Annotated in this window: 30 protein-coding genes; 6 read left to right on the top strand and 24 right to left on the bottom strand. The window is 40.9% G+C overall.

The features are described from left to right. Positions 1-14: 14 nt before the first annotated feature. The 14 genes from H70737_RS13370 to H70737_RS13305 all read right to left on the bottom strand — a co-directional run bounded on the left by H70737_RS13370 (position 15) and on the right by H70737_RS13305 (position 11,381). A complete protein-coding gene (locus tag H70737_RS13370) occupies positions 15-860 on the bottom strand; it encodes a hypothetical protein (RefSeq protein WP_042187927.1) in 846 nt (281 codons plus the stop codon). Continuing rightward, positions 857-1,543: an ATP-binding cassette domain-containing protein gene (locus H70737_RS13365; RefSeq protein ID WP_042187925.1), complete on the bottom strand. Its 687-nt coding sequence runs from the start codon at positions 1,541-1,543 to the stop codon at positions 857-859. The genes H70737_RS13370 and H70737_RS13365 overlap by 4 nt, the downstream gene beginning before the upstream one ends. Beyond that, the gene (locus H70737_RS13360) at positions 1,540-1,950 is read right to left on the bottom strand and encodes a GntR family transcriptional regulator (protein ID WP_042187923.1); all 411 of its coding nucleotides are present in this window, start codon (positions 1,948-1,950) and stop codon (positions 1,540-1,542) included. The genes H70737_RS13365 and H70737_RS13360 overlap by 4 nt, the downstream gene beginning before the upstream one ends. A 281-nt stretch (positions 1,951-2,231) precedes the next feature. Continuing rightward, complete coding sequence (gene pgsA, locus H70737_RS13355) at positions 2,232-2,783, bottom strand: CDP-diacylglycerol--glycerol-3-phosphate 3-phosphatidyltransferase (protein ID WP_042187921.1); 552 nt, start codon at positions 2,781-2,783, stop codon at positions 2,232-2,234. Beyond that, entirely contained in the window at positions 2,780-3,430 is a 651-nt protein-coding gene (locus tag H70737_RS13350) for a uridine kinase family protein (protein ID WP_042187919.1), read from the bottom strand. The genes pgsA and H70737_RS13350 overlap by 4 nt, the downstream gene beginning before the upstream one ends. 44 nt (positions 3,431-3,474) lie before the next feature. Beyond that, positions 3,475-3,711 (bottom strand): DUF3977 family protein, encoded by a 237-nt coding sequence (locus H70737_RS13345; RefSeq protein ID WP_042187917.1) that lies wholly within the window; start codon positions 3,709-3,711, stop codon positions 3,475-3,477. 155 nt (positions 3,712-3,866) lie between these two features. Next, positions 3,867-4,523, bottom strand: a complete 657-nt coding sequence (locus tag H70737_RS13340; protein ID WP_042187915.1) for a CatB-related O-acetyltransferase — start codon at positions 4,521-4,523, stop codon at positions 3,867-3,869. 174 nt (positions 4,524-4,697) lie between these two features. After that, entirely contained in the window at positions 4,698-4,967 is a 270-nt protein-coding gene (locus tag H70737_RS13335; protein WP_052404275.1) for a DUF2691 family protein, read from the bottom strand. A gap of 102 nt (positions 4,968-5,069) precedes the next feature. Continuing rightward, positions 5,070-6,566: a malate:quinone oxidoreductase gene (locus tag H70737_RS13330; protein ID WP_042187913.1), complete on the bottom strand. Its 1,497-nt coding sequence runs from the start codon at positions 6,564-6,566 to the stop codon at positions 5,070-5,072. A 246-nt stretch (positions 6,567-6,812) separates the two neighbouring features. Further along, entirely contained in the window at positions 6,813-7,073 is a 261-nt protein-coding gene (locus H70737_RS13325; RefSeq protein ID WP_042187911.1) for a hypothetical protein, read from the bottom strand. 207 nt (positions 7,074-7,280) lie between these two features. Then, positions 7,281-8,282 carry a Gfo/Idh/MocA family protein gene (locus H70737_RS13320; protein WP_042187909.1) on the bottom strand — a complete coding sequence of 334 codons (1,002 nt, stop codon included), beginning with the start codon at positions 8,280-8,282 and terminating at the stop codon, positions 7,281-7,283. A gap of 30 nt (positions 8,283-8,312) precedes the next feature. Next, positions 8,313-9,401, bottom strand: a complete 1,089-nt coding sequence (locus tag H70737_RS13315) for a Gfo/Idh/MocA family protein (protein ID WP_042187906.1) — start codon at positions 9,399-9,401, stop codon at positions 8,313-8,315. A gap of 30 nt (positions 9,402-9,431) precedes the next feature. After that, positions 9,432-10,193, bottom strand: a complete 762-nt coding sequence (locus tag H70737_RS13310) for a sugar phosphate isomerase/epimerase family protein (RefSeq protein ID WP_042187904.1) — start codon at positions 10,191-10,193, stop codon at positions 9,432-9,434. A gap of 24 nt (positions 10,194-10,217) precedes the next feature. Beyond that, the gene (locus H70737_RS13305; RefSeq protein ID WP_042187902.1) at positions 10,218-11,381 is read right to left on the bottom strand and encodes a Gfo/Idh/MocA family protein; all 1,164 of its coding nucleotides are present in this window, start codon (positions 11,379-11,381) and stop codon (positions 10,218-10,220) included. Between the two features lie 155 nt (positions 11,382-11,536). Between H70737_RS13305 and H70737_RS13300 the strand changes: the two genes are divergently transcribed. From H70737_RS13300 to H70737_RS13285, 4 genes are all read left to right on the top strand, one after another. Continuing rightward, the gene (locus H70737_RS13300; RefSeq protein WP_331281437.1) at positions 11,537-12,373 is read left to right on the top strand and encodes a helix-turn-helix domain-containing protein; all 837 of its coding nucleotides are present in this window, start codon (positions 11,537-11,539) and stop codon (positions 12,371-12,373) included. 78 nt (positions 12,374-12,451) lie between these two features. Next, positions 12,452-12,883, top strand: a complete 432-nt coding sequence (locus H70737_RS13295) for a GNAT family N-acetyltransferase (protein ID WP_042187898.1) — start codon at positions 12,452-12,454, stop codon at positions 12,881-12,883. Positions 12,884-12,914: 31 nt separating this feature from the next. Further along, positions 12,915-13,805 carry a LysR family transcriptional regulator gene (locus H70737_RS13290; RefSeq protein WP_042187896.1) on the top strand — a complete coding sequence of 297 codons (891 nt, stop codon included), beginning with the start codon at positions 12,915-12,917 and terminating at the stop codon, positions 13,803-13,805. A gap of 318 nt (positions 13,806-14,123) precedes the next feature. After that, positions 14,124-15,284, top strand: a complete 1,161-nt coding sequence (locus H70737_RS13285) for an asparaginase (RefSeq protein ID WP_042187894.1) — start codon at positions 14,124-14,126, stop codon at positions 15,282-15,284. Between the two features lie 65 nt (positions 15,285-15,349). On the opposite strand, the gene H70737_RS13280 is transcribed toward H70737_RS13285, so the two are convergent. The 4 genes from H70737_RS13280 to H70737_RS13265 all read right to left on the bottom strand — a co-directional run bounded on the left by H70737_RS13280 (position 15,350) and on the right by H70737_RS13265 (position 19,277). Then, positions 15,350-16,042, bottom strand: a complete 693-nt coding sequence (locus H70737_RS13280; protein ID WP_042187892.1) for an ABC transporter ATP-binding protein — start codon at positions 16,040-16,042, stop codon at positions 15,350-15,352. Next, the gene (locus tag H70737_RS13275) at positions 16,039-17,157 is read right to left on the bottom strand and encodes an ABC transporter permease (RefSeq protein WP_042187890.1); all 1,119 of its coding nucleotides are present in this window, start codon (positions 17,155-17,157) and stop codon (positions 16,039-16,041) included. Before H70737_RS13275 ends, H70737_RS13280 begins: the two co-directional genes overlap by 4 nt. A gap of 69 nt (positions 17,158-17,226) precedes the next feature. Continuing rightward, on the bottom strand, positions 17,227-18,603 hold the full coding sequence (locus H70737_RS13270) for a sensor histidine kinase (RefSeq protein ID WP_042187888.1): 1,377 nt from the start codon (positions 18,601-18,603) through the stop codon (positions 17,227-17,229). Beyond that, on the bottom strand, positions 18,600-19,277 hold the full coding sequence (locus H70737_RS13265) for a response regulator transcription factor (protein WP_042187886.1): 678 nt from the start codon (positions 19,275-19,277) through the stop codon (positions 18,600-18,602). The genes H70737_RS13270 and H70737_RS13265 overlap by 4 nt, the downstream gene beginning before the upstream one ends. A gap of 144 nt (positions 19,278-19,421) precedes the next feature. On the opposite strand from H70737_RS13265, the gene H70737_RS13260 reads away from it, so the two are divergent. Continuing rightward, positions 19,422-19,895, top strand: a complete 474-nt coding sequence (locus H70737_RS13260; protein ID WP_042187885.1) for a ferritin family protein — start codon at positions 19,422-19,424, stop codon at positions 19,893-19,895. 22 nt (positions 19,896-19,917) lie between these two features. Here the strand turns inward: H70737_RS13260 and H70737_RS13255 are convergent, their stop codons facing one another. From H70737_RS13255 to H70737_RS13235, 5 genes are all read right to left on the bottom strand, one after another. Further along, a complete protein-coding gene (locus H70737_RS13255) occupies positions 19,918-20,754 on the bottom strand; it encodes an SDR family oxidoreductase (protein ID WP_331281436.1) in 837 nt (278 codons plus the stop codon). A gap of 28 nt (positions 20,755-20,782) precedes the next feature. Continuing rightward, on the bottom strand, positions 20,783-21,229 hold the full coding sequence (locus H70737_RS13250) for a MarR family winged helix-turn-helix transcriptional regulator (protein ID WP_042187884.1): 447 nt from the start codon (positions 21,227-21,229) through the stop codon (positions 20,783-20,785). 147 nt (positions 21,230-21,376) lie between these two features. Then, entirely contained in the window at positions 21,377-22,570 is a 1,194-nt protein-coding gene (locus H70737_RS13245; RefSeq protein ID WP_042187883.1) for a metallophosphoesterase, read from the bottom strand. Positions 22,571-22,757: 187 nt separating this feature from the next. Next, complete coding sequence (locus tag H70737_RS13240) at positions 22,758-23,168, bottom strand: bacteriohemerythrin (protein ID WP_081382799.1); 411 nt, start codon at positions 23,166-23,168, stop codon at positions 22,758-22,760. A 142-nt stretch (positions 23,169-23,310) separates the two neighbouring features. Then, positions 23,311-24,180: a cation diffusion facilitator family transporter gene (locus H70737_RS13235; protein ID WP_042187882.1), complete on the bottom strand. Its 870-nt coding sequence runs from the start codon at positions 24,178-24,180 to the stop codon at positions 23,311-23,313. A gap of 307 nt (positions 24,181-24,487) precedes the next feature. Here H70737_RS13235 and H70737_RS13230 point away from each other — a divergent pair, with 307 nt between their 5' ends. Next, the gene (locus tag H70737_RS13230; protein ID WP_042187880.1) at positions 24,488-25,846 is read left to right on the top strand and encodes an outer membrane protein assembly factor BamB family protein; all 1,359 of its coding nucleotides are present in this window, start codon (positions 24,488-24,490) and stop codon (positions 25,844-25,846) included. Positions 25,847-25,889: 43 nt separating this feature from the next. On the opposite strand, the gene H70737_RS13225 is transcribed toward H70737_RS13230, so the two are convergent. Then, positions 25,890-26,393 carry a ferritin gene (locus tag H70737_RS13225; RefSeq protein WP_042187878.1) on the bottom strand — a complete coding sequence of 168 codons (504 nt, stop codon included), beginning with the start codon at positions 26,391-26,393 and terminating at the stop codon, positions 25,890-25,892. Between the last annotated feature and the right edge of the window lie 11 nt (positions 26,394-26,404).

Below are 26,404 nucleotides of genomic sequence, written 5' to 3'. Positions count from 1 at the left end.
TCCATCCCCTTCAATTATACCGATATTTTCTTACGCAATAGATACAAGCTGTACCAAAGTGAACCTCCAACAATGATCACTATTAATCCGAGACAAACGCCTATGATTTCACCTGGATAGAAGTAGCTATCGTAACTGTTATAACCCATAAGAAATGGTATTAAGGCTAGTCCAGCCAGAACCGCTAAATATAGTACGATAAAGCCAATCCCTTTCAGTCTGTAGCTCCGCTCGATAAGAATCACTGTGAACAAAACGATCAAGCCAATAATGCCCAGTCCATAGTATAGTACAAACTCAGAAAAGTAGGGCGGAACCAGAGCTTTAAGCACAGTAGGATACTTCAAAAAATCAAATACCGAGATGTTCCGATATAATTCAGCAGGAAGAATCGACTGTGCTATCAAACGCTCCAGTGGAACAAGGATAATTTGCAGGGCGACAAGTCCAAATGCGAATAGCAAGATCGTAACCAGCTTGGCAAAATACAAATTCGCCCGATTGGATGGCAACGTGAGCAGGCGATATACTACCGTATTTTTGCCTCTCCAGTCACGGTACCAGATGAAGCAGCTATATATTAGCAACACTGTGATGCTCAAAAATATGGGTCCGAAATATAGAAGTCCATTATAGCGAGCATACATCATACTGTTTAGCTGAATATATCCAGTCACATTGTGATATTGCTCAAGGGTCCATTGATTCACTCTCATTGCCTCATTCGCAGAATCCAGCCAATGATTAGCACCGAGGGTGACTGCTACAAGTTGCAAGGCGACTGTCAGCACGATGAGTCCAAAATATATTTTGGCAAATCGGTTCATTTCAAAATTCAATAGCTTCACAAAAGCTCTCATTTCTTATACACCTCTCTCATTACGTCCGTAATGGACTTACCTTCCTGCTCACGTACTTCTTCACAGTAGAATTCACGTTCTACCTTCCCATGCTGTAGCAAGACCGCTTTATCAATTAAATGCTCAATATCGTTAATTTCATGAGTTGTAATAATCACACCACGATCCTCGATCAATTCACTCGTGAACACATCAGTAATTTGCTCGCGGCTGAACATATCAATCCCCGAGAACGGTTCGTCCATTAGGATGTAATCACAATCCAAGGCAAGTCCGAGCAACAAATTTAACTTTGCAGCCATCCCCTTCGACAATGAAGACACGCGATCTTTAGAGCTCAACTGGAAGAACTTAAGCAATTCCTCTGCACGTTCAGCGTTCCAATTCCGATAAAAGTCAGCCATAAAGCTGAAGCAATCAGCAATTCGCATATTGGAGGGCATCGTTAACGAATCTGGAATAAAAGTCATTTTCTCATACATCGCAGGTGTTAGTGATGCATTATCGATTAAGACTTCACCTTTGTATGGTGTCAGTCCCATGATGGACTTCAGCACCGTTGACTTTCCGGCACCATTGATTCCGATCAGGCAGGTGATCTCTCCCTTGGCAGCAGTGAAGCTAACGCCATTTAGTACCTTCTTGAATCCGTAATTCTTCACCATCTGATTCACTTGGATCATCTTGTGTCACCACCCTCTGGAGATCGCTCCGATGTATATTTTGTCTTTATGATGTCTACCAGTTCTTCAACTGGAATTTGAATATTCCGAATGGAACCGATGAATATATCCACTGCACTTTCGATTAATTCAGCACGAATCGAGCTTAGTATTTGCTGATCCTGTGTAATTCGACTTGGGGAATTTCCTTCTGTTACGATCAAACCCTGTTCCTCCATTTCCTTATATGCCTTCTGTGCCGTGTTCGCATTAATCTTCATTACTGATGCCAGCTCACGCCGTGAAGGAATCTTGTCTCCTGCTCCGATTTGCCCTGTAGCAATCTGTTCTTTAAAGTAACGGACAACTTGAATATATACCGGTTCTCGAATATTAAAGCTGACACCTGATTTTTGTTCTTCTGTCATACAACCAACTCCATATACTAAGTGTGTGTACTAAGTGGTTCATACATCTTATTTATGTACTATACGTGTAATACACTTTTGTGTCAATAGTTCGGATTTGAGCTTAGACTTGGCATACACATACAAGGGTTATGGGTTTATTTGCAGTAAATCTCATAAATATATTGACGTTATTAAGTAAAAAGCACGAGGATATACATAAAATAAAGGCGAATTCTTACTCGAAATGGAGTGAGAATTCGCCTTAATCTAATTGTTATTCAGCAACCTTTTTATCGAGCTCATGCTTCTAATTTTAAAAAACGATAGTTATTTCTTATGTAGTTAAATCCTGAATAGATAGTTATGACTAGTGAAATATAGATTAGGATTTGATCGATAGGTATATTCGTAAAAAGGGTGAATGGATGGTTTGTAAACATAACTGCAGTAATTGCTACAACTTGCGATACCATTTTAACTTTTCCGTATCGATCAGCTTGCAACACTATTTTTTGAGTGACAGCAACAAGTCTAATCCCTGTAATGATCACTTCCCTCGCTACAATAACTAAAGCAACCCATGCGTATAACATCTGCTGACTTACCAGTAGAATCAACGCAGCAGAAATGAGCAACTTATCCGCTAATGGATCAAGTAACTTTCCAAGGTTCGTAACCTGATTATACTTCCTAGCAATATAACCATCTAGTTTGTCAGTGGCTGAAGCGAGTAAAAAAACAATAGCTGCATAATAAATCCCCTCTGGCCAATCAGGATATTTTGAGAAAAGCACTATAAAGATGGGGATTAAGAATATTCTGGCGATTGTTACTTTATTTGCAAGATTCATAATTCCCTCCTGAATTCATTTTCAAGAATATAACCTTCATTGGAATTTTTTATAATGATATCAAAGTTTCGATGAAAAGGATGCATAAATAACTCATATTGAATTCTACGGTCTTCATGAGATTTTCTTAAATATTTGATGTCTGTTCCTCTTTCAGAGACATCACGTATACTCCTTCTCATCAATTCAGTGTCTCCATCCGTATATAAGTACACCTTCAGATCAAACAAATTCGGGTCTGCAAAAGCAACGCTCATGCCCTCTACAATATTCACTCTGTTTTGTGAAGCTATCATTGCACTCTTTAAATAATTGGTGTCTATTGTATAAAAATCTAAACCATCTCGCATCATTCGGATGTCTCTCTCTAGAGCAGATATATTATGAGCAGAAGGATGACAAGCTGTCATTTTATTACGATGACGTTCATTGTTATAATCATAATCGATTACAGTGTACTTTCTAAGATGAGAGCCGATAATATAGGGATCAGTATTCATATAATTCACTTTCTCATGACCCAGAAGCTTTAAAAGATTATGGGCAAATGTTGTCTTTCCAGATGCACCATGACCCGAAATCCCAATAGTAACTCTTTTTTCCTTACTGCTTATCAAATTGGCTATTTCATTTAATATTTTATCCATAGTTAGTTTCCTCCATCTTGTCGTTATATGTATGCTCCTCCATTCTAGAGACTTGTTATACCAAAAATAATCTTAAACGCGTTATAACTTTTCTTACTTTTTTTAAAACCTTGCTTTAAGTCTAGGATTACTACAGTTTTACTAATCCAAATCCTGATATATAGAGAATGGAACCTTACCGGTTTCACAATTCCTTTTTCTTCAAATTCACTTCCATCCTCTAACTCCGTTTCGGTTCTAATAAACCATGTATTACCTAGACCAAATTCAATATATTTCATATATCTAGCACACTTTCCTCCCAAGAGATTAGATGAGCCCATTCATATTATCATACTAATTAGGATTAATCTGGTAAAGAACAATTATTGTTAAACTGCCTTAACTGGTAAAAGAACAGGCTGCCGAATAATTGCGGCAGCCTGTTCTGATTGTGTTATGAAATTATTTCCCTTAGATAAAACTCATATAATTGATCAATCGATGAACTTGAAAAGATAGACGTAGCTTGTTCAATTTTCTCACGTTTCCAATCAAACCAACGCATTTCCTTTAACTTTTCGATTTCACGATCTGTAAATCTTTTTCTAATCTCTTTAGCAGGATTGCCACCTACTATTGTATATGGTGGAACGTCTTTTACAACAACCGAACCTGCCGCAACAATAGCACCTTCCCCTATTTTCACACCTGGCATAATCATTGCATTCATCCCAATCCAAGCATCACTTTCTATGATCGTATCCCCTTTGGGTTCGTAAGAGGTTTCAATCTGGTCCGCAAAAGGATACACGGTAATCCATTCCGGATGATGATTGTGATTACCACCCATTAAAATAATTACACCACTTGCAATACAAACATAATTTCCTATAATCAATTTATCTAAATGCCACCCAAAATCTTCGATCGGGTTAAATAACTTTCTTGACGTTTCGTCTCCCCAAAGATATCTGACGCACCCGTCTTCAAAATGATGATTATCGTAATACCCAGAGTAGTACGAGTAATCCCCTACCTCAATCATTGGGTTGGTGACAATATCCTTTAAATACTTCGTTTCTGACCAGTGGTTAAACAACTGTTGTTTCATTCTTTTCCCTCGCTTCTAAGTAATTTATAGCATTTATACTTAGAAGCTTGATACAGTAGCGACATTCTTAAACCGTTTCAAACGACGAACCATCGTCCTCATCCTTTTCCTAATTGATGGGGTCATTGTAACAAATGAATGATTTGTTCGTCAAATCAACCTTACGGTTTCCTTCTACCATACTGATAATCTTGTTCTGAAGTCATTCTCATTCGTAATGTACTGAACATCTTCATATCCATTTGAAATTGCGTTATGACACAGTGCTTCAAGCATCCCCTGGTCTTTGCAATAAACTGTAGCATATTCACTGTCGACGACTAAAAGTACAAGCTGGCAATCACTATTTAAGAACTCCTCATAGGTCTGAACATCAATTACATCCTTCTCTCGTAGAAAAGCCTTGAAGTTCGCAAAGATGATATAGTATTCGTTATTCTCCAACAGTTCTTTCAGGACTCAACAAAAAACCTATGAATGAAATCCATAGGCTTTCTTGAAGAAAATCTCTGTCAATTATCATACTTTCGAGCGATTGATCATTGCTTAACTATGCACTCGCTCTTTTCCACCTAGACCCAATGTAGTTGCCGTTAATGTGTGCACTTCATGCAAAAGCTCTGGATTTTCCAGTAGTGACAGGCCATAAGAAGGAATCATTTCTTTAATTTTCGGTTCCCACTCTTTTATATGCTGAGGGAAACATTTATTAAGTACTTCAAGCATCACGTGAACAGCCGTAGAAGCACCTGGGGAAGCCCCAAGCAATGCTGCAATCGAACCATCTGCGGCGCTAATTACCTCTGTACCGAATTGAAGGATACCTTTGCCATCCTCTGTATCTTTGATTACCTGTACGCGTTGGCCTGCTACAACTAGATCCCAATCCTCTATTTTGGCATTCGGGATAAACTCTCGTAATTCCTCCATGCGTTTTTCTTTCGATAACAACACTTGCTCGATCAGGTATTTGGTCAAAGACATGTTCTTTGCACCTGCCGACAGCATCGTTAGGAGATTATCGGGTTTTACGGAAGTGATCAAATCAAACATTGAACCGGTTTTTAAAAATTTTGGTGAGAAGCCAGCAAACGGTCCAAATAACAACGATTTTTTGTTGTCAATAAATCTAGTGTCCAGATGCGGAACAGACATTGGAGGCGCTCCAACCTTAGCTTTACCGTATACTTTTGCATGATGCTGGGCTATAACTTCTGGTTTATTACACACCATAAATATTCCACTTACCGGGAATCCTCCAATATGTTTCCCTTCAGGAATACCGGATTTTTGCAGGATATGCAAGCTTCCTCCCCCGCCACCAACAAAGACAAATTTTGCAGTATGGTGTTCAATAGTACCGCTGTCGTTCTTCACTCTCAAGTCCCACGACCCATCGCTAGTACGTTTGATTCCATCTACACTATGTTTATAATGGAGATCTACATTCTTACTCTTTAAGTGATCAAATAACATACGCGTTAAAGCGCCAAAGTTAACATCTGTGCCTGAGTCGATTTTTGTTGCTGCTATAGGTTCATTCGATGGACGATTTTGTATAATAAGCGGTATCCATTCCATTAATTTGCTAGAGTCATCGGAAAATTCCATTCCTTGGAACAAAGGATTTTTTGATAGCGCTTCAAATCTTCTCTTCAAAAAAGCTACATTCTTCTCCCCTAGTACCAAACTCATATGGGGCAAGGGCATGATAAAATCCTGAGGATTATGTATCAACTTACGATTTACCAAATAAGACCAAAATTGCATTGAAAGTTGAAACTGTTCATTAATTTGGATGGCTTTACTTATATCTACAGTTCCGTCGGATTTTTCGACAGTGTAGTTAAGCTCGCAGAGCGCCGCATGTCCAGTTCCTGCATTATTCCATTCATTAGAGCTTTCCTCACCTGCATTTTCGAGCTTTTCAAACACTTTAATCTTCCAATCCGGCACTAATTCTTTTAAAAGTGTTCCTAAAGTCGCACTCATGATTCCAGCACCAATTAAAATGACGTCTGTTTCAGTTGCACTTTTGCCCATTATTACCATCCTTATCCCCTGAATTTTGCAGAAAGGATGTGGGCGCTCCTTCTTAGGCGTCACACCTTTTCTGTCTCAATTATACCCTTATCCGAGTGTATTACAATTATTTATAAATTTAATATCTACTATTATATGAAAAAAATAAATTATTTAAAAGCTTGCAAAAAAGAGAGAAATAAGTCCTCCAGGTTAAGGAACTTATGCTACAGCCATAAACCCGCTTCTTGCAAGGATTAATAACAGTTAATCATTATAAATAAAATAAATGAACATACCGCCCGCAGCAGCAAGATCAACAATTGCCCATAAGAAGCTTTTTCGAATTAGCATGAGTAAAGCAGCAATTACACTAACAAAACAAGCTATGAGCATAATAAAAAAGGTGGTGAATAATCCACCAGAAAGAAACATCAGTACGTATAATATGACAAAGATAAAAACAATGGTCTGCACAATGGAAATTAGCTTGGTGTTCGTTCTAATGTTCAGTAGTATTTTCTCCATATTGTATGCACCCTCCAGATATCTTGCTGTTAATAACCTATACTTACTTTAGATTATTCCACTAAGGAGAATTAATCAAATCCATCTTCCTCTGCAAGTCGTAGTCTTCTTAGTGTTTAACCAAATGCGGGAAGTCCCTAAACACGAAAAAGCTGCCTCATTCGTAGATAAATCTACATATGGAACAGCCTTCGCTATATTTATGACTTATTTGTTCCTCTGCGATGAGCTATAAATACGCTTCACCAGTTCCAGCGCCTTTATCCCCTCAGGACCATCCAGCCAAAACTTTGATCCACTGAAAATATGGTCATAGAAGTCCTCAATTAGTCTCTTATGCCCAGTCCCCCAATACGATTTGCCTTCCGCAGGACTGAACATAGGCTCACAAACCAAGGTTTCCTTCCCATCTTTCCAAAGATATAAGTGCTCTCGACGGAGGTTAAGCGTCCCCTCTTCAAAAACTAGCTCCAACTCCACCGGAGAGTTCTCAAGATAGGTATTCGTGCCATAAAACAGCCCGCGAACATTATTGGCAAAGTCGATACAAGCATGGGCAGTATCTTCTACTTCAATGACGCCATCAAACACATCCGTGGTAATACTGCCTTTCACGGATTTAATCTCACCCCCATACCACTGTAGTAAATCCAAGGTATGAATGGTCTGATTAATTAGAACACCTCCGCCTTCCGTGGACCACCTTCCTCTCCAATTGCTATCTTTGTAGTAACTTTCGTTTCGATGCCAGGTTACGACACCTTTCATACAAAGCAGTTTCCCTAAATCACCAGAATCTATAGTCTTCTTAATATAAACGGAAGCATCATTATAACGATTCTGGAACACCACACCAAGCTGGCCGGAGCTCTCTTGCGCTGCTTCCAGCATGCGCATGGCTGAAGGAAGGTCAACGGCGATTGGCTTTTCAGTTAACACATGCTTCCCCGCACGTAATAGCTCTTCAGCCATTTCTGCATGAAGATGATGAGGTGTACAGAGATGAACAACATCAATACGATTATCATTTAATATTTCTCTATAATCATCAGTGGCATCGCAGGCATATTCTATTCCCTCTCGTGTAGCTTTATCAGCATCAATATCTGCAACTAGAAGTAGATTTACATCTTTTATTGCTGATATTGCTTTAGCATGGAGAGGAAATATCGCCCCGCAGCCAATAATCGCTACTCCAAGTTTGTTCATCTTTACCACCTCCATTCATTATTCCATTCGCTATTTTAGTTGATTAGGAGTTAGATTCATCGCTTGGGCTTGAGCCTTCAAACATAGTTCAGCAGCTTTGAAGACATGTGCTTGAGTCATGGACAGCTCCGTCCGGTTCAGACAATCGAGGATAAGTTCACCAAAGAACGGAAATCCAACCTTTCCAGCTACATGTTCGTAATGCTCCCCTTCCCCGTTCACCCAGTACACATGATCCGGTGTATTTGAACGCCCGATATCGCTGTATTTGCGCAGTTCAATGTACCCTTCAGTTCCCATGATCATTGTACGTCCATCTCCCCAGGTTCCGAGTCCGTCTGGCGTAAACCAATCTACACGGAAGTATTGGGTTGCCCCATTGTCCCCAACAAGCATCGCATCACCGAAGTCCTCTAATTCAGGGTAAGACGAATGATTATAATTAGCTACCTTACTGTGAACAACTAAAGCATCCCGACAATCTGTATAATATAAAAATTGTTCAATTTGGTGGCTGCCAATATCGCATAGAATTCCGCCATATTTCTCCCGCTCAAAAAACCATTCTGGACGGCTAGATGCATTTAAACGATGCGGCCCTAATCCAATGACTTGAAGAACACGACCAATAGCCCCCTGACGGATCAGCTGTCCCGCATAGATTGCGCTTTCAACATGAAGACGCTCACTATAGTAAACCATATACTTCTGATTGGTTGCTGCGACCATAGCTCTAGCATCATCCAGTTGTTCAAGTGTTGTAAAAGGGGTTTTATCCGTAAAATAATCCTTCCCGTGAGCCATAACCTTATTTCCTAAGGGGCCTCGTTCTGAAGGAATAGCTGCCGCTGCAACTAAGCGAACTTCTGGATCTTCCAATATTTCATCCATAGACTCAGCAGCCCTAACTCCAGGATATTTGGCTATGAATGCTCTAATTTTCTCTTCATCCGGATCATATACCCATTTCAGCTCTGCACCAGCCTCAACCAGCCCATTACACATCCCGTAAATATGACCGTGATCGAGTGCAATAGCTGCGATGATGAATTCACCTGGCTTCACTACAGGTTTAGCTTCATATGTGGGTGCATAGGTCATCCCATCTATTCTATTCATCAGAATCCTCCTAATGGTTTCTTATCGATTCTATAATAAGCTAATGAGATAGCGCAGGCTCATCTCTAAGCTCTCAAAAGGATCACGTCTACAAACATCCTGCTCCACTACGTACCATTCAACACCCGTCTCACGACAAGTAGCAATGATCTCCGCATAGTTCATGTTTCCTTCGCCTATTTCAGCAAAAACCTGTTTTCTATCAACTATCGCCATATCCTTTAAATGTACAACCTGCATTCTGCCTTCAACTTTACGTATCCATTCTTCCGGACTCGCGCCACCTGCCTGCACCCAATATAAATCAAGTATGAAACCAACTGATGGATCAGTCTCATTGAGCAGTACTTCCATTCCAGTAGTACCTTCAAAGCGTTCAAATTCAAAATCATGATTATGATAAACAAATTGCAGACCGTGTTGTTCTTTTAATATTATTGCAATTTCAGATATCAATTTCGCAAAGTTCCGGTAGCTTTCAAGTCCCGTACGAAATTCTTCTGGTAAACTTCCAAGTCCAATATATTTGCAATTCCACAGCTTATGCTCTGCGGCAAGCGCATCCAGATCATTCACTAACCGATCCCAGGACACATGGGTCGCACATATAGCCAGCCCCGCTTCATCCGCATATTCTTTAACGAGCATCGGATTAATCGGTCCAATGGATGAAATCTGAATGCTCTCATAACCCATTGCCGATACCTTTTGAAAAGTTGATCTTAAATCCTCCGCAGTTTGAGTATAATCACGTAACGTGTACATTTGAGCCGCAATCATCGAACGTTTCATAGGATTCAACCTCTCTCTTTCGATTTAATGAGTTCCTTTAACATTCAATGTTTTAGATTCTGAGGTTTCCTTTTGGAAAGTCGAGTTTTTTACTTTTTCCATCAGCTTATCGTAGAATAAATCCGAATCTATCGGAAGCTCCACCCAATTGTCCGTCCAAGCCGATAAATACATGGCATTTGAAAGGGTTAGCCCCTTAATCCCTTCCTCCCCGGGAGCAAGTAATGCCTCATCATGCAAAATGGCATTCGTAAAGTTCCGTAGAATTCCTTTATGCTGCTCCCCTCCGCCATCTTGTACAGGTATCTCACATTTCCAACATTCCGGACTACCGAAACCTCCCGTAAACTCTGCGTTGAACTGCGGCTCTGGTGTACGTAAACGCCAAAAGGTTATCTTCCCGTCTTCCACTACGATTTTTCCATTATCGCCATTGATTTCAAAACGATTAGTTCCCGGTGCCTCTCCAGTTGTAGTAATAAACAGACCTGTAGCGCCATTCTCGTATTCCACATAAGCGGTTACATCATCTTCAACCTCGATGTTGCGATATTTTCCAAAGTGGCAAAATGCTCTTATCCGCTTCGGCATCATGCCTGTCGTCCATTGCCATAAATCTAGCTGATGAGGATCTTGATTAAGCAATACCCCGCCACCTTCACCCGCCCATGTCGCCCGCCAGCCACCAGAATTATAGTAGTTCTGCGATCTATACCAGTCGGTGATAATCCAATTCGTCCGGCGGATCTCACCTAACTCACCAGACTGAATAAGATCTCTCAGCTTCTGATACAAAGGATTAGTACGCTGATTGTACATGATTCCAAATTTGCGGTCAGACTGTGCTGCAGCATCGTTCATCTGTTGAACAGCTTTCGTATAAACACCTGCAGGCTTCTCCACTAGTACATGATAACCATGCTGAAAAGCTTCGATTGCAAGTGTAGGATGATCATAATGCGGAGTACAGATTAATACCGCATCCATGATACGTGACTCGAATAATTCCTTCGGCGTAGAATACTTCCTAACATTCTCAGGTAACTGCTCTTCAGCCCATTTCAAACGTTCTTCTCTTATATCACATACGGCTGTAAGCTCAGCCCCCTTAATCTCACTCAGCAGACTTTGCGCATGTGCGGTTCCCATATTTCCAATACCAATAATCCCATAACGAACTGTACCCATCTCTGATCACTTCCTTATTAATGGTTATGGTTAGAGGATATACTTTATTTAAGGACATGAACATGATCGAAATTAAGAACTATTTGTATTTGAGTAAGATGTTTTAGTTAAATGAAACCGTTATAATGAGGATACAAAAGCTTTAAAGGAGTTAAATGATGAACAATTCAGGGAACTTATCAGGACGTCTCCTGCAGAATCTCAAGGTTACTGTGACCCATGCCCAACTTAGTAATAGATATCCCGGATGGAACCGCACGCTGGAAACCCCCGCTTTTAATCGGCTATATTTTATTGATGGGGGTGAGGGGAAAGTAATTATAAACGGGATCACCTACTATCCGAAGCCAGGTCAGCTAATGATCATGCCTGCGGGGAGCACACAAACTACCGAAACTTCTATTGATGATCCCTATATCCGTTATTACTGCCACTTTGATGCTGACATTGGAGAATGGCCCTTATTCCATGCGGAGAAAAAATTATACATCTGTGATTCGCCTAATCCAGATTCAATAAGGGCAATTTTCGTGGAGATGATCGAACAATTTCAAAAAGACGATGTCTTATCTATCCTTCGCACACAGGCTTGTTTGCTTAATCTCATTGCCACTTGTCTTGAATCGAGCGACAGTAGTCATACAGATTTTATGATGCAATTCATACACACCGGAGACCATGGTAAGCTGGCTCATGTGCTCCATTACATCGATAATTGTCTAAATAAGCCCATAGAGATTGATGAACTAGCAGAGCTTGTCCACCTGCACCCGAACTATTTTATACCTTATTTCAAAAGATTCATGGGGGTGACTCCAATGGCCTATGTTCAATTGAAACGTATGGAGCACGCTAAAAGACAGCTTTCTTACACAGATTACAGCATTTCAGATATTGCGGAACAAGTCGGCATGGAATTGGCTCATTTCTCTAAATATTTCAAAAAGACGATGGGTCTATCCCCATCCACTTATCGAAATAGTACGAAGTAATTCACATAGAGATGTTCCTCTGAATGAGATGAACTATAATAAAAAACAGCATGAAACAACATTTTTTTAAGGTGGCGGATGATCATACATATTAGGACAGCTACATTTAGCGACACGCAAGATATTGCAAAACTATCCAGTGAGCTCGGATATCCTTTAAATATCGAACAGCTAGCAGATAGACTTCAAGATATCAGAAATCGTAAAGATCATGCTATTTATGTAGCAGAGTCGGATAGCCAATTAATCGGATGGATTCACGCCAATGTGCGAATGTTAATTGAATCTCCGCCCTTTGTTGAAATTTGTGGTCTGGTGGTCGATGGGCAGTATCGCGGAGAAGGGATCGGCAGACAACTTGTTGAAACCTGTGAACGCTGGGCAGCACAAATTGGAGTGAACAAATTAAGAGTGCGCACCAACCAAACTAGAGAAGATGCGGTATGTTTCTATACACGTATTGGATTTTCGCAGAAGAAAGCTCAGTTCGTGCTTGATAAGGAACTTTAAATACATTCGAGACTTTTAGTGAGGGAATTCTATGATTGTGGATACATTACGGGTTTTCGTTACAGTTGCTGAGCAAAGTCATTTCTCTAAAGCAGGAGAATTACTGAATCTATCTCAACCCGGTGTCAGTCTACATATCCGGAATCTTGAGAATGAACTAGGCGCAAAGCTTCTACACCGATCTCCGAAACAAGTAAAATTAACCGAAGCAGGTACAATACTTTATAATCACGCCAAACAAATATTGGCCCACTTCGAAGAAGCTCATCAGGAAATACAAATGCTACAGGATGAGGTTACTGGCAGTATACATATTGGTGCGAGCTTTACGATTGGAGAGTATATATTACCTTCAAGACTTGCGGAATTTGCAAATCAATACCCACAAGTCAAGCTTCAGGTGACGATCGGTAATACTGAAGAAATTATTGCTGGGGTAAGAGCCAATGAAATGGATATTGGGTTTATCGAAGGAGAAGCCCATGAGAATGATCTGATCGTTACACCTTACATGAAGGACGAGATGATTATGGTCTCCCCGGCCAACCACCCTTTGTCAACAATAGTCTCTGTGGAGCAAGGGATGCTACAAAATCAGGTTTGGGTTCTGCGAGAGCTTGGCTCTGGAACGCGTGCTTTCAGTGATCATTTCATTCAAGAAGAAGAGATTTCTGTCAAAAGATCCTATGTCTTCAACAGTAGTCAAGGAGTTAAGGAAGCCGTTGCCTCCGGTTTGGGAATCGCGATGCTCTCCAGATGGATTGTGCGCAAAGAATTAGCAAGTGGTGAAATCTGTGAGCTTCCCATCCGACATCATCATCTTGAAAGACAATTCTCCATCATTCGCCATAAAGAAAGCTCCTCCTCCATGGCTACCCATGTCTTTATTCAAAAACTACTTGTCTCTAGAAAAGATAAGTAGTCAGGTAAATCCAATAACTATGCCGGTCAATCTCCTAAAGATTGTCCGGCATTTTGTTATTTATTCATCTCTATTATCATGTAATAAAATATAACATTAATATTATATTTCACTTTAATAATAATATAATAAAATTCATAGTATACACTAGAAATCAATAGATATCCTTTATTAATAGTGTATTTAAGCGTTTTATTAATATGTTAGCAAACTTGTCATTATAATATATTCATAGATATAATCCAATCATGAATCACGTTTATGTAATATAAAATAACATAAACGTGAGAATACATAATCAAATGGGAGGTTACATCTATGAATGGATTACAATCAATGCTCGCCAAAACTACTGTTGCCGCAGGACTCTCTTTCACTCTACTCTTCTCTGCTACAACAATGCTTCCCGTTTCTACCACTTACGCCGCTGAGGTTACCCAAACGATTGAAGGAACGGTTAAGCTTCCAAAGGTCCAAGTCATAGCAACCGGTGGTACTATTGCCGGTAAATCTGTGGATGAGACCAGCTTCCAGAACTATAAAGCCGGGACTTTGTTAATGGAAGATATGGTTAAAGCACTGCCTAACCTTAAAAAGTTCGCCGATGTAACTAGCTATCAATTTGGGAATGCAGGCTCTGGCTCGTACACCATGCAACAACTATATGATCTCTCCTTAAAAGTAGATAAAGCACTAGAAACCCAAGATGGCATCGTTGTTACTACAGGTACCGATACGATGGAGGAAATTGCATATTTCCTTGATCTTACAGTGCGTAGCTCCAAACCTGTCGTAGTAACTGGCTCTATGCGTCCATGGACAGTTATCGGAAGTGACGCTCAGGCCAATCTATTTAACGCTATTAAACTAGCAGCTAGCGGAAAGACGAAGTATTACGGTACTGTGCTCATGCTAAATGACGAGATTCATACGGCTAGAGAGGTTACCAAGACGAATGCCTATCGTACAGACACTTTTGAATCTCCACAAATAGGAATCCTCGGATATATCGATGAGAATAATATCAGAATTTATCGGGCGAATTCCAGAGCACTATTGACCGCTGACAAATGGGCAACTCCGTTCGACCTAACGAAGATTAAGAGCAGTGATATGCCTAAGGTAGAAATTGCTTATGCTTATCAAGATGCCGGTTCTGGGGCAATTACAGGTTTTGTTCAAGATGGAGCAAAAGGTATTGTAACTTCAGGAACAGGGGCTGGCGGCGTATCTAAAGCTATGGGAGAAGCCCGTACGAAAGCTATTAAGGAAAACGGAGTTATCTTCGTGTCTACCACGCGTACGGGTTCCGGTTCCAACTATGCTTCAAGTGACGGCATAATTGCCGGAGATAATCTGAACGCAGCCCATGCCCGAATTCTATTAGAGCTGGCACTGTCATTCAGCAGTGATTTCAACACGATTAAAGGCTGGTTTGACACATATGGCTCAGGCCAAGTCACCATAGCTGACAAATAAGAACAAACTATTGTTCACACACAAAAAAACGATTCATGCCATAAATAGCATGAATCGTTTTTTTACTAAATTTTGCTTAACTCATGTTCAACCAAATGACCATCTTCCAGATGCAGCACTCGATCACACCATTCGAGCATCCGTTCATCATGAGTGACCATTACGGCAGCTTTACCCTCATTCTTTACTTCGTCAGCAATCATTTGCACAACTTCTCTACCTCGTTTGAAATCTAAGCTTGCTGTTGGTTCATCTGCAAACAAGATTGCAGGTTTATTCATCCAAGCTCTTGCGATAGCTACACGTTGCTTCTCCCCACCTGATAGTTGCTCAGGGTAATGGTTTCGACGTTTCCAGATATCCAGACGCTTCATCAAATCAGCTGCCCGTTCCTTAGCTTCTTTAGAACTCATCTTCCCCTGTTTAGCTACAAAGAGAAGCTGCTCTTCTACCTTCAAGTAGGGCAATAGCTGTGCGCTTTGGAACATAAAGCCTATCTTCTCTAATCGTAGCTCAGTCAGCTCACTTTTACTTTTATCTGTAAGAGATTCTCCGTCTATAAAAATTTCACCACTGGTTGGCGTAAGAAGCGCCCCCGCTGCTGATAGGAATGTACTCTTCCCTGTTCCAGATGGTCCAAGGACAGCAACGAATTCCCCTTCATTGACTATAAGATTCAAATTGTTCAGAACAGATACCGTTGTATCGCCGTCTCCGTAAGTCTTGGTTACTTGCTTCATCAATAATTTAGCACTCATGCTCCAGCCCTCCCAATTGCTTCTAATGCATCTACTTTTGCCACTTTAGCGACAGAAATAAGTGATCCTAAAAGAGACATCCCCACGAACAAGCCGCTGGTTAATAGAATCGTAGAAGGTTCCAGTTGGAACGGCATAGTGTCTGGTAGTACCTGATTCATTCCAAAGGTTAGCAGCAAGCTAATGCTTAGACTTGCAATAGCCAATATCATGACCTGCCCTACAACGCTCCAAGCCAAGTAAGACATTTTTGTACCCATGGCTTTCAGAATGCCAAACTGGCTTGTTTTCTGAATTGTAATGACATAGAAGAATACAGCTAGAACAAAACCAGCGATTACGAACAGGAAGGCAATCATCATAAGCAGTGAACCTTGTTCTGATGAATAACCCGGAATATTAGAGATCGCTTCTTTTTGCGTAATAACTTCCACATTTTTCGTACTAGCAGAGATCTTATCCACTTGCCCTGCGTTTGCATTAAGCGCAATTACATTAAAAGGCGCTCCAGATGTAGCCTCACTACCTTGATTAACACCTTGTCTCATTTCCTGCCAATCTTTATTGTTAATATAGACTACTGGGGTATGGCTGTATGAGCTATTCTCAACATATCCTGTAACTTTAAATTCCTTCCCAGTTGCCTGATCTTGGATCGTGCTACCAATCTTAATGCCCGACTGTTCCAAGTCACGATCAACGATGACACTTCCCTGCGTATCATTCGTAATCTTGTCACCTTCAATCACTTTTGGAGCCAGTAAACCGTTCATATCCACTGCGAAAAAAGTTACGTCTGCTTTAGTATCCGTATCGTTCGTAGTCACTGTACTCATCTGTAGAGCGAGTGAAGAGGCATTATTATCTCCTACTACTGCTCGAACACTATTAAGCTCCGTATCCGTTAACTGAGAACGTCTAAACGTCTGATCCGCATCCTTCTGCACCACGTAATAGTTTGCCGGCATATTCTCTATTGCTGAGATATTAGCATACGCTAATCCTCTGGCCAGCCCCGTTACGAAAAGTACAAGAAAGGAAACCAATAACATGATTACCATTATTAACAGGTATCTGGCTTTAGAATGTCGCATTTCTCTTAAGGCTAGAAACATATTACCACTCCTTCTAATCTGTATAGTCACAGTTTAGAAGATGAAAATGAACGGAGTATGAATAACGAGTTACAAAAGCGGAAGAGTTACAGTAAAGGTCGTGCCTTTGCCAACTGTACTGGATACATCTATAGTTCCGTTATGTGTCTCTACAATTTTTTGCGTAATCGCCAGTCCAAGACCGCTACTATGCGTTTCTCGTGTACGTGCCCGGTCGACTTTATAAAAACGGTCAAAGATGAGTGGTAATTCCTCAGCAGGAATACCTTCCCCAGAATCCAAAAAGGTTACTACACAGTTCCCTTCGTCAAGCTTTGCGGAAATCATAATGGATCCCTCAGCAGGTGTATATTTGATAGCATTAGTAATGAGGTTCATCCACACCTGATACAATAGATTGGAATCGCCATGTACGCTAATGTCCGCAAGACTTAAACGAACCGCTAATTGCTTCTCTGTTAATCTCCACTCCATGATTTGTACAACCTGCCGAAGCTGTGCACGCAAATCTATAGGTTTCTTCTGCAAGGAATTCGGATCATAATCGAGGGAAGATAACGTTAGCAGCTGTTTACTAAGCATCGATAGACGATGGCTTTCTTGATCAATAATATTGAGGTACTCTATCCGTTCATCCTCTGGTAATGTAGGATCTTTAAGGGTTTGGGCAAATCCTTGAATAGAAGTTAATGGCGATTCGATTTCATGAGACACATTCGCAACAAACTCTTGACGCGCACGATTGGTCCGTTCCAGCTCACGACTCATAATCATAAAGTGTGAGGCTAACTGGCCAATCTCATCCCGGCGCCAAGTATTTAATTTAATATCATATCTACCTTTTGAAATCCGTTTTGTTGCCGTTGTCAAACGTGTAATGGGTCTGACCACATGCAGTACGCTGATCATGACGAATCCTAGACTGAATAACACGGTAAAACCGATGATGACAGCAAAAAACACGCGCAGTTCACCGAACTGAACCTCTGCATCCGGCCGCATGAATAACGCAAAAGTCTCATTATTGACTTCAATAGGTACGCCTATCGTATTGCGTAATTGATTGTCAAAAAAACCTGTAATAAATGCGCTGTCAGGAAACTCAGCAACACCGTGATACACTTGTCCATTCAGGACCTTCTCTAATTGTTGCGGATCTAAGTCCTCTTTCCGAAATGGCTTGCCGTAAAATCGGGATTGGCCCTCTACATTGGTTAAATAGATCTTATATCCCAGTACAGCTACACTTCGCAGGTAATCCTCCATAGATTCCGGGTGAGATTCTGCAAACTGCTGGATATCAATGGCCATCCCCGTAAGCTTCGCATCGTTCTGCGATTTAATCTGAGCTTGATAATAAATATTAGATACCAAGAAGCCGAGAAGGCTGCTCACCACAATGGCCGAGCAAAAGAGAATGCACATTCTCACATACAAAGACTTCACGAGCTCACCATCTCCAATTTATATCCAATTCCCCGTACCGTCCGAATCACAAAGTCATTCTGATAATCCAAAAACCGTTGACGTAATCGCTTGATATGTACATCCACCGTGCGTTCATCACCTTCATAATCCATTCCCCATACTAGTTCAATCAGCTCACTGCGTGAATACAGTCTTCCTGGATATTGTGCCAGTTGCGCGAGCAGTTCAAATTCCTTTACCGGTAACAGTAGTACTTCATCACCATCAGTGATCTCATAATTTTTACGATCAATAACTAGTGAATTTAAACGAATCCGATCATCCGAAGCGATGGAATAACGCCGAAATAAAGCTTTGATCCGAAACAACAATTCTTCCGGCTCAAAAGGTTTCGTTACATAATCATCTGTCCCCCGCAAATAGCCTTGTTCTTTATCACTTAGCTGTTGCCGGGCTGTTAACAAAATGATCGGTATATCATACGTTTCTCTTATATGCTGGCATAGCTCCAACCCATCCACATGCGGCATCATCACATCCACAACGGCTAAGTCCGCAATGCTTTCTTTCAGTTTATGTATCGCGTCCCGGCCATCGCTTGCCTCCATTACTTGGTAACCTTCTCTGGTCAATACATGCTTTAATAATGTACGAATATTACTATCGTCATCTGCTACTAAAATCTTTTTCATCGTTTACACTCCCTGAATAACGGATGAACCCATAGTATCAACTTTAAAGGGTTAGAACAACTAAAGAACCGAAAGAGACCATTTTGGGCATTCGTACATATACTACTCTAATAATAACGAACGAATCAGGAGGCAGTAAGAACTATGTATTGGACACCTTTATCTCAGAATAGATCTGATTTCAAACCTATCTGGGCAACCTCTCTTCCTCAAGCATTAAATTTAATCAAAGAAGCTGTGCAAGGTGAACGAAATGATGAGCTTTTCTATGATGAACTTATCAAACTGGCCCCAAATTCCGAGCAAGCCTCCATCATCACCTCAATACGAGATGACGAACGGGGTCACAACTCCATGTTCCGCGGGATGTTCAAAGAAATTACGGGTCAAGATATCACTGGAATTAGTAGTGAACAATATCAACGGATCAGTTCCTATGAAGAAGGTTTAGAAAAAGCACTCCAAGGTGAACTGGCTGCAGTCGAAAAGTATCGCAAAATATGGTTTGGTCTGCCTGTTGGAGTATACCGCGATACTGTTTATGGGATTATATTAGATGAATTAAAACATGCCAGTAAATATAATTATTTACTTACTTTAGATCGAACCACTATATAGTTGAATTAGTCAGAGTCATTATTTAAACCTGAAGGAAAGTGATTATACTTTCCTTCAAAGAGGTAACAGGCCGTCCCATTAGTCTCTCCATATCTTTTGAAGTAGAAGCTGTATCTATCTTCCCGAGGAATGAATAAATCCAGTGCTGAATGCTTGAATCCTGCCGATGAACGATTCTTTTTCCTGTCAGCTCGGATAATACCTCCGTTAGTTCGCTGAAGTCCCAAGAGCGCGGTGCGGTTAATTCATAAATCTGATTAATATGACCAGTAGTTGTAAGCACGACCGCCGTAGCTAAAGCGAGATCCCTTCGTGTCACCGAATTAAATAGCCAGTTTCCCGGATAGGTGATTAACTCACCGCTTTGGATCGCCTCTTTCAGACCTAGTACATCCACAAAATCCATATATAAAGCGTTGCGTAGAAACGTATAGTCAATACCTGATTTAAGAATCATCTGCTCTGTAAGTAAGTGAACATGATTAGCTGGAATTTGTCCTTTAGGTGGAAATGCGAAGCTTGTATACAGCAAATGCTTCACCCCTGCCTTTGATGCTGCATGAATAACCTCAGAATGTTGAGTTAATCTGACGTTATCATCGGGATGTGAACTAGAGATGAATAATAGCTCTGCTACACCTGTAAAAGCTTGAATTAGAGAATCAGGCTGATCATAATCGCCAAAGCGAATCTCAACCCCTTTTTCCAAAAGATCATTTGCTTTCTCACGATCACGAACACATGCGATTATCTCACCTGCCGGCACAAACTGAAGAAGATTGTCTATAATCAAACTTCCTAATTGACCAGTAGCCCCAGTAACCATAATTGACACTACACCCCAACCTTTCTGTTCCATGTTTTCAAGACCACAACATTATTTATATTTAGCCATTGCTAAGCTTTTCTAATAAAACGATGAGTTGCCGAAGCTCTCGTTCATCTAGACCCTGCATACGTTCAGCGACCGCTTGACGATTTCCGGGAAGATGCTCCAAAAGTAATCGTTGTCCTTCAACCGTAATTGTAATAACGCTTTTTCTACCATCCTGAGTATGGTTCGAGCGGGTAATCCAACCATCTTTCTCTAGGGGTATCAGCAACAGACTAATATTAGCTTTGGTAACCCCAATATTGTGAGCCAATGTAGAAGGTAAAATCGTTCCGCCCTGTTTAGATATTTCTACTAGGATACGAATTCTTGCGCCATTTATTCCTTTCGACTGCCAATATTTATCAGAGACAGAAACTAAGCTTGCAGTAGTATCAACTAAAGTGAAAAATGCCTGAGTATGTAGCGGCTGATTCAATACCAACGGTTGTAAATGATCCATCTTAGATTTTTCAACTCCAATTTAGTTAAGTACTTAACTATATTAAACCATACTACAAGCACTACTAATTGTCAAAAAAAAGAAGCTGCCTCAGCTCGCAGAAAAATACTACGAATTCGGGCAGCCTCATATCATTAAAGATTTCTTTTAGATTAACACCGTCTTTGTAGACACGGCTTCTTCACTGTATTGTTTAGTCCCTTCTAACACCACTTCAAGCTTAATGATCTCCGAACGGCTGGCTAAACGGATTGGAGGTCCCCAGGTCCCATATCCAGAGGAAACAACGACATGCAATTTATCCTTGCGGAGGTAGCCCCAGTCCAGTTCGAACAACCGCTTGGTGATCCAGTGATTAGGAGCAATCTGTCCACGGTGCGTATGACCTGAGAGTAGAATATCTACGCCTTCTTGGGCAGCGACATCAAATCCGGTAGGCTGATGATCCATCATGATCACAGGACGCGTCAGATCGAGGCCATTCAATAAGGAGTTTACGCTTAATCTACCTCCGGCTTCCATCGTCTCGGCAGTCTTATCTTTTCGACCTACAATATACGTTCCCGCCACTTCTTCAACCTCATCCTGTAGGACTTTAATGCCTATGCTACTCATTAAATCGGTATATTCCTTAATCGAACCACCGTAATATTCGTGATTGCCCAGTACCGCGTAGACCCCATGGCGTGCTTTTAGCTGCTTTAGCTGTTCACTCATACTATTGCGAATAAAAGGCTCAATACTATCGTCAAGTACATCCCCAGCCAGCAAAATCACATCAGGCTTCATAGCATTCATTTGAGCAACCATTTTTTTGAGATGCCGATTGCCGACGATATTTCCTAAATGCAGATCGGATGCAACCGCGATGGTAAGTGGCGTACTAGTTCCGATAGATTTATCAATGGGAATAGGATGGGTACGAACTACTGTACTCCAAGCGTTGATCGAACCCCAGACTAGAAAAACAACCAGTAATATTAGCAATGTACCACCCGCTTCTGAGACGTAGTGCGTTCGATCGACACCCATCCAGCCCAGCAGCACATATAACAGATCAGCTAATGGCAACATGATAATAGCGAATTCCATGCAAGCTAGATAATACGACCCAATCACCTTAAAGAATCTGGCTAACGGCTTCACTATTGTAGGCCACGGTATCATTCCAACGACATACGCAAAGGCAACAAGCAGGAATAATGTCCAGAACAGAACAGAGGAAGCACCTGAGAACCATTCATGGACAAGCAGCCAACCGTGATACCCAATGTAAAAATTAACAAGGCCCAGAATAAGCAGCATTGCAAACCCTGAAGCTAACATTCGTAATGTTTTCATCGTTCCACTCCCCTTTACCATACTAACTCTATACGTCTTATCTCAAATCATAACACAAACCGTTAACCCAGTATAAATTACGATGCTGTCTTCGGAAAATGGATCAAATAACGTACTATAATTCTTTATCACATTCCCCGTCAAAAAAAAGAAAATGCCCGTCGGCATCTTCGTTGGAGGTCTTCAATTATACTGCTCTATCCCGCGTGGCCATACATTCGCCAATTAGCTTATCGCATTTATTAATGTGATTCAGAAGCCAATCGGTTAACGTACGGTTAAGCTTAATCGTCGAGAGAACGGAGACTCCCTTGGTTTTAATCGTTTCTTCTAATTCAAGAACGGCTTTCACAAAATTAGCGTGCGTCTTGCGATGTTCCGCCAATTCAGGAAAATCGATCTCTTCCATCAATTGCTCTTCATTGCTAAAATGCTCGATGGTATATTCCTTCAAGAATTTGAGCGTTTCTTCGATCTTCTCTTTACCCTGCTGCTTACTGCAAGCATCAAAAAATTCATTCAATTTCGCCAGCAACTGTCTGTGCTGACAGTCTATTTTCTCAACACCGATATCATAAGAATCCTTCCATTCAATCACGAAATCACCATTCCATTTCCTGAAATTAACATATCGATAAATACAACTAATTCTCCACCTTTCCGCACAAAAGATCTATTAACAACATCACAGGGAAAATCCCATAACCATCCAAGGGAAAGTCACAATTCATTGTCCGTTTCTACTTCATTACAGGTTCTATGTGGACAAGCACATTTGAAACTTGGTGCCGATCTTTCAATTGTTCTTCGATTTCTTCCGTAATATCATGGCTCTGCACCACACTAAGCTCGGAATCTACTAATACAGTTGTATCTACTAGTACGTTATTTCCGTGGATGCGAGCTTTAATATCTTTAATGGATTGCACACCGTCAATTTCAGCAACGGTTTCTTTCATGAGTTCAAGCTCTTCCGCATCAAAACCATCCGTTAAATCATGTGTAGCTTTACTAAAGATATCCCATGCCGTCTTGCAGATAATCAGGCCGACAATAATCGCTGTAAGCGGATCAAGCCATGGAATTCCAAATCCAGAAGCCACAATTCCGACAAAAGCACCTATGCTAACTAAAGCATCTGATCGATTATCTAGTGCTACTGCTCGCATAGCGTTACTATTAATAGAGCGGGCCAGTCTAATGTTATACATATATACGCCCATCATTATCACAGCACAAAAAACTGCCGTCCAGGCTGCTATAAGATCTGGACTTTCCAGTTCGGGTTGAATAAATTTGTTCACGCCCTGGTACAGCACTTGAAGCCCTACAACGATCATAATAAATGAAGCAATTAAGGATGCCACGGTCTCTGCTCTGAAATGCCCGTAGCTATGATTGGAATCCGGCGGTCTCCTGGAGATCTTAAGACCGATTAGTATGGCGATAGAAGCGATAATATCAGTACTGTTGTTCAGGCCATCTGCAAGCAGCGCTTGAGATCCCGCGACCGTACCAATAAACAGTTTGATGGCGGACAGGAATATGTAGGCAACTATGCTTAGCCATGCTCCTTTTTCACCTTGTTTGATGTCGTTGTAATTTTCCAAAAAAAAGAACCCCCAAAGAATAGTATTGTTCTATACTACACTCCGAGATTCGGGTGGGTCTAGAGAAACAGTGTTGCTAAGAGGCGTAATAGTTCCCTCCGTCAAATAGAGTTGCTAGGTCATAACTGTTTTGCGGAGCGTAACATAGTTTGCCTTAGTTCAACTTTAAGTATTATATTTCTCGCTTAAACGCTTACCGTCCTTAAAAAAAGCCGTAGGCGTTTATGCTTGTTCTACAGAAGTAGTAACTTTTTGCCATTTATAATGTCTAATTATAGTAATAACTATTTTTGAGGAGCGTGAAACGATGATTCAGTCTTTGCACAAGACAATGATTAAAGTTTTAGCTGTTACATGCATTGCATCCCCAATAGCTTACAACGGATCGTTATCCGACATTTCCGCGGAACAAGCAGTTATAAGTACAAGCAATCCCTATTACAATGAAGTCAAAGCACCTATTCTTGTACCTGTATGGTCATCACCGCTTGCCATCTTAAAAGAAGATAGAATCACTGGGCAGAACGTTACAGCCCTTGCCGAGAATGGGAAAGTCTTTGCCTTGCAGCGGAATGAAAAACTAGTCGCATTGAATGCTACAACAGGTAAAAAAATGTGGGAATTCGGAAGTGCATTAGCCCCGTTGTTCACGTACAGTAATGGATTTATCTATGGTTTGACTAAGAGTGGCTCTCTGTATGCCGTTAATGAAGCAGGTAAAAAAGCGTGGTCAGCTTCATTATCACTACCTAAAGCCACCAGTATACAACGGTTAGGCTCCACCATCTATGTAACACAAGATAGTCAACTGGCCGCTGTCGATGCGGTCAGCGGGAAGATCAAATGGAAGGCTGCGGAGGAGAGCAATAACTTTACAGGCTTATCGGAACTTATGGAAACGGATGGGGTTGTTATTCGAAGTTATCTCTCACAGGGAGCATTAACAACTGGCGCACTTGCTGCTTATGACAGCCTGACAGGAAAAAAACTATGGGACCATACCCGTCAATGGTGGCCACTAGCAGTAAAGGACGGCCTCCTCTACTCCATTACCAATACGTTAATGATGGATGATGACGCTGTGAATCGTAATGTTAAAATTTCTGTATTCAACGTTAAAACGGGTGAACTTAAAGGAGAACGTTTATATAAATGGACAGATACCGAGAATAAAGATGGAGCATTCACATTTGGTGGTGTAAATGGGACCGCATTCTTGGATGGAAATGACTTCTATATTTTTCAGGGCAAAAAGCTTGTGAAATATGATTTTTGGAATTACTCAGCGGAAGGTAAGCCAGTTCAAACCTGGACTTCTATGGCAAAAGAGAAAGATTATCCTCTAAACCAAGTCCATCAGCAAAGAATGTTATATTCCAATTATGATACAGGTACGTTATCCGCACTCAAACTTGGAAATGGTCAGGCGGTAGTCCTCAATAATGGTGAGAATCCTGTAGTTCAGACGGATCTTTTTGGAAATGTGGTTTATAGCGGACAATCAGATGGCCTATTTCACGCTTATGACATGTTGACGTTGAAGCCTATTTTTACCGTGAAGACAGGATCTCGTAACTTTGCCCCTTCTCTTAAAACTGGAGGCATGCTGATCATCCGAACGGATAATAAGCTGCTGGCTATTAAACTGCCTTCATCAATTAAATAAAAAAAGCCTGATTTCTCAGGCTTCTGATCTTAAGTAACTTTACTTACTCAGCAGGAGCTGTAAAAGTACGTGTAGCAAATTCAGCATCCAGCATGTAGAAGGCGTTGCTATCTTTATCAATTCGTTTCAGTTTACTAATGATGTTGCTAAAGAGCGCTTCCTCTTCTACTTGCTCGTCAATAAACCATTTCAAGAAATAGATCGTTGCATGTTCACGCTCATCCAGCGCCAAGTCAGCTAAATGATAGAAGCGTTTCGTGTTTTGTTGCTCATGCGCGAATGCATGTTCAAAAGCATCCAGCATCGAAGAGTATTCGTTCTTTGGCTCTGGTAGAGCTTCAAGTGTCGCCCGATTATCGCGATCATTAAGGAACTTATAGATTTTCATGGCATGGAATCGTTCTTCTTCTGCTTGAATTAAGAAAAAGTTTGCGAATCCATCGAGACTTTCACCGGAACAATAGGCTGCCATAGCAAGATAAACATGAGCGGAATAAAACTCGAAATTCATCTGTTCATTAAGTGCGTTTACTAATCCATCTTTCATTTGACCGTCAC

The sequence above is a fragment of the Paenibacillus sp. FSL H7-0737 genome (assembly GCF_000758545.1).
In the GTDB taxonomy this organism is placed as follows: Bacteria; Bacillota; Bacilli; order Paenibacillales; family Paenibacillaceae; genus Paenibacillus_AQ.
The sequence above is the reverse complement of the archived record's forward strand: the minus strand, read 5'-3'. Positions and strand labels throughout refer to the sequence as shown.

Bases quoted from the DNA above. Each gene is read 5' to 3' on its own strand.
- H70737_RS13325 (WP_042187911.1), bottom strand. From the start codon at position 7,073: ATGGAGAAAATACTACTGAACATTAGAACGAACACCAAGCTAATTTCC.
- H70737_RS13370 (WP_042187927.1), bottom strand. From the start codon at position 860: ATGAGAGCTTTTGTGAAGCTATTGAATTTTGAAATGAACCGATTTGCC.
- H70737_RS13360 (WP_042187923.1), bottom strand. From the start codon at position 1,950: ATGACAGAAGAACAAAAATCAGGTGTCAGCTTTAATATTCGAGAACCG.
- H70737_RS13280 (WP_042187892.1), bottom strand. From the start codon at position 16,042: ATGAGTGCTAAATTATTGATGAAGCAAGTAACCAAGACTTACGGAGAC.
- H70737_RS13250 (WP_042187884.1), bottom strand. From the start codon at position 21,229: ATGGATCATTTACAACCGTTGGTATTGAATCAGCCGCTACATACTCAG.
- H70737_RS13255 (WP_331281436.1), bottom strand. From the start codon at position 20,754: ATGGAACAGAAAGGTTGGGGTGTAGTGTCAATTATGGTTACTGGGGCT.
- H70737_RS13340 (WP_042187915.1), bottom strand. From the start codon at position 4,523: ATGAAACAACAGTTGTTTAACCACTGGTCAGAAACGAAGTATTTAAAG.
- H70737_RS13365 (WP_042187925.1), bottom strand. From the start codon at position 1,543: ATGATCCAAGTGAATCAGATGGTGAAGAATTACGGATTCAAGAAGGTA.
- H70737_RS13315 (WP_042187906.1), bottom strand. From the start codon at position 9,401: ATGAATAGAATAGATGGGATGACCTATGCACCCACATATGAAGCTAAA.
- H70737_RS13320 (WP_042187909.1), bottom strand. From the start codon at position 8,282: ATGAACAAACTTGGAGTAGCGATTATTGGCTGCGGGGCGATATTTCCT.
- H70737_RS13285 (WP_042187894.1), top strand. From the start codon at position 14,124: ATGAATGGATTACAATCAATGCTCGCCAAAACTACTGTTGCCGCAGGA.
- H70737_RS13260 (WP_042187885.1), top strand. From the start codon at position 19,422: ATGTATTGGACACCTTTATCTCAGAATAGATCTGATTTCAAACCTATC.
- H70737_RS13295 (WP_042187898.1), top strand. From the start codon at position 12,452: ATGATCATACATATTAGGACAGCTACATTTAGCGACACGCAAGATATT.
- H70737_RS13350 (WP_042187919.1), bottom strand. From the start codon at position 3,430: ATGGATAAAATATTAAATGAAATAGCCAATTTGATAAGCAGTAAGGAA.
- H70737_RS13265 (WP_042187886.1), bottom strand. From the start codon at position 19,277: ATGAAAAAGATTTTAGTAGCAGATGACGATAGTAATATTCGTACATTA.
- H70737_RS13310 (WP_042187904.1), bottom strand. From the start codon at position 10,193: ATGAAACGTTCGATGATTGCGGCTCAAATGTACACGTTACGTGATTAT.
- H70737_RS13300 (WP_331281437.1), top strand. From the start codon at position 11,537: ATGATGAACAATTCAGGGAACTTATCAGGACGTCTCCTGCAGAATCTC.
- H70737_RS13275 (WP_042187890.1), bottom strand. From the start codon at position 17,157: ATGTTTCTAGCCTTAAGAGAAATGCGACATTCTAAAGCCAGATACCTG.
- H70737_RS13290 (WP_042187896.1), top strand. From the start codon at position 12,915: ATGATTGTGGATACATTACGGGTTTTCGTTACAGTTGCTGAGCAAAGT.
- H70737_RS13305 (WP_042187902.1), bottom strand. From the start codon at position 11,381: ATGGGTACAGTTCGTTATGGGATTATTGGTATTGGAAATATGGGAACC.
- H70737_RS13225 (WP_042187878.1), bottom strand. From the start codon at position 26,393: ATGAAAGATGGATTAGTAAACGCACTTAATGAACAGATGAATTTCGAG.
- H70737_RS13230 (WP_042187880.1), top strand. From the start codon at position 24,488: ATGATTCAGTCTTTGCACAAGACAATGATTAAAGTTTTAGCTGTTACA.
- H70737_RS13330 (WP_042187913.1), bottom strand. From the start codon at position 6,566: ATGGGCAAAAGTGCAACTGAAACAGACGTCATTTTAATTGGTGCTGGA.
- pgsA (WP_042187921.1), bottom strand. From the start codon at position 2,783: ATGAATCTTGCAAATAAAGTAACAATCGCCAGAATATTCTTAATCCCC.
- H70737_RS13345 (WP_042187917.1), bottom strand. From the start codon at position 3,711: ATGAAATATATTGAATTTGGTCTAGGTAATACATGGTTTATTAGAACC.
- H70737_RS13245 (WP_042187883.1), bottom strand. From the start codon at position 22,570: ATGAAAACATTACGAATGTTAGCTTCAGGGTTTGCAATGCTGCTTATT.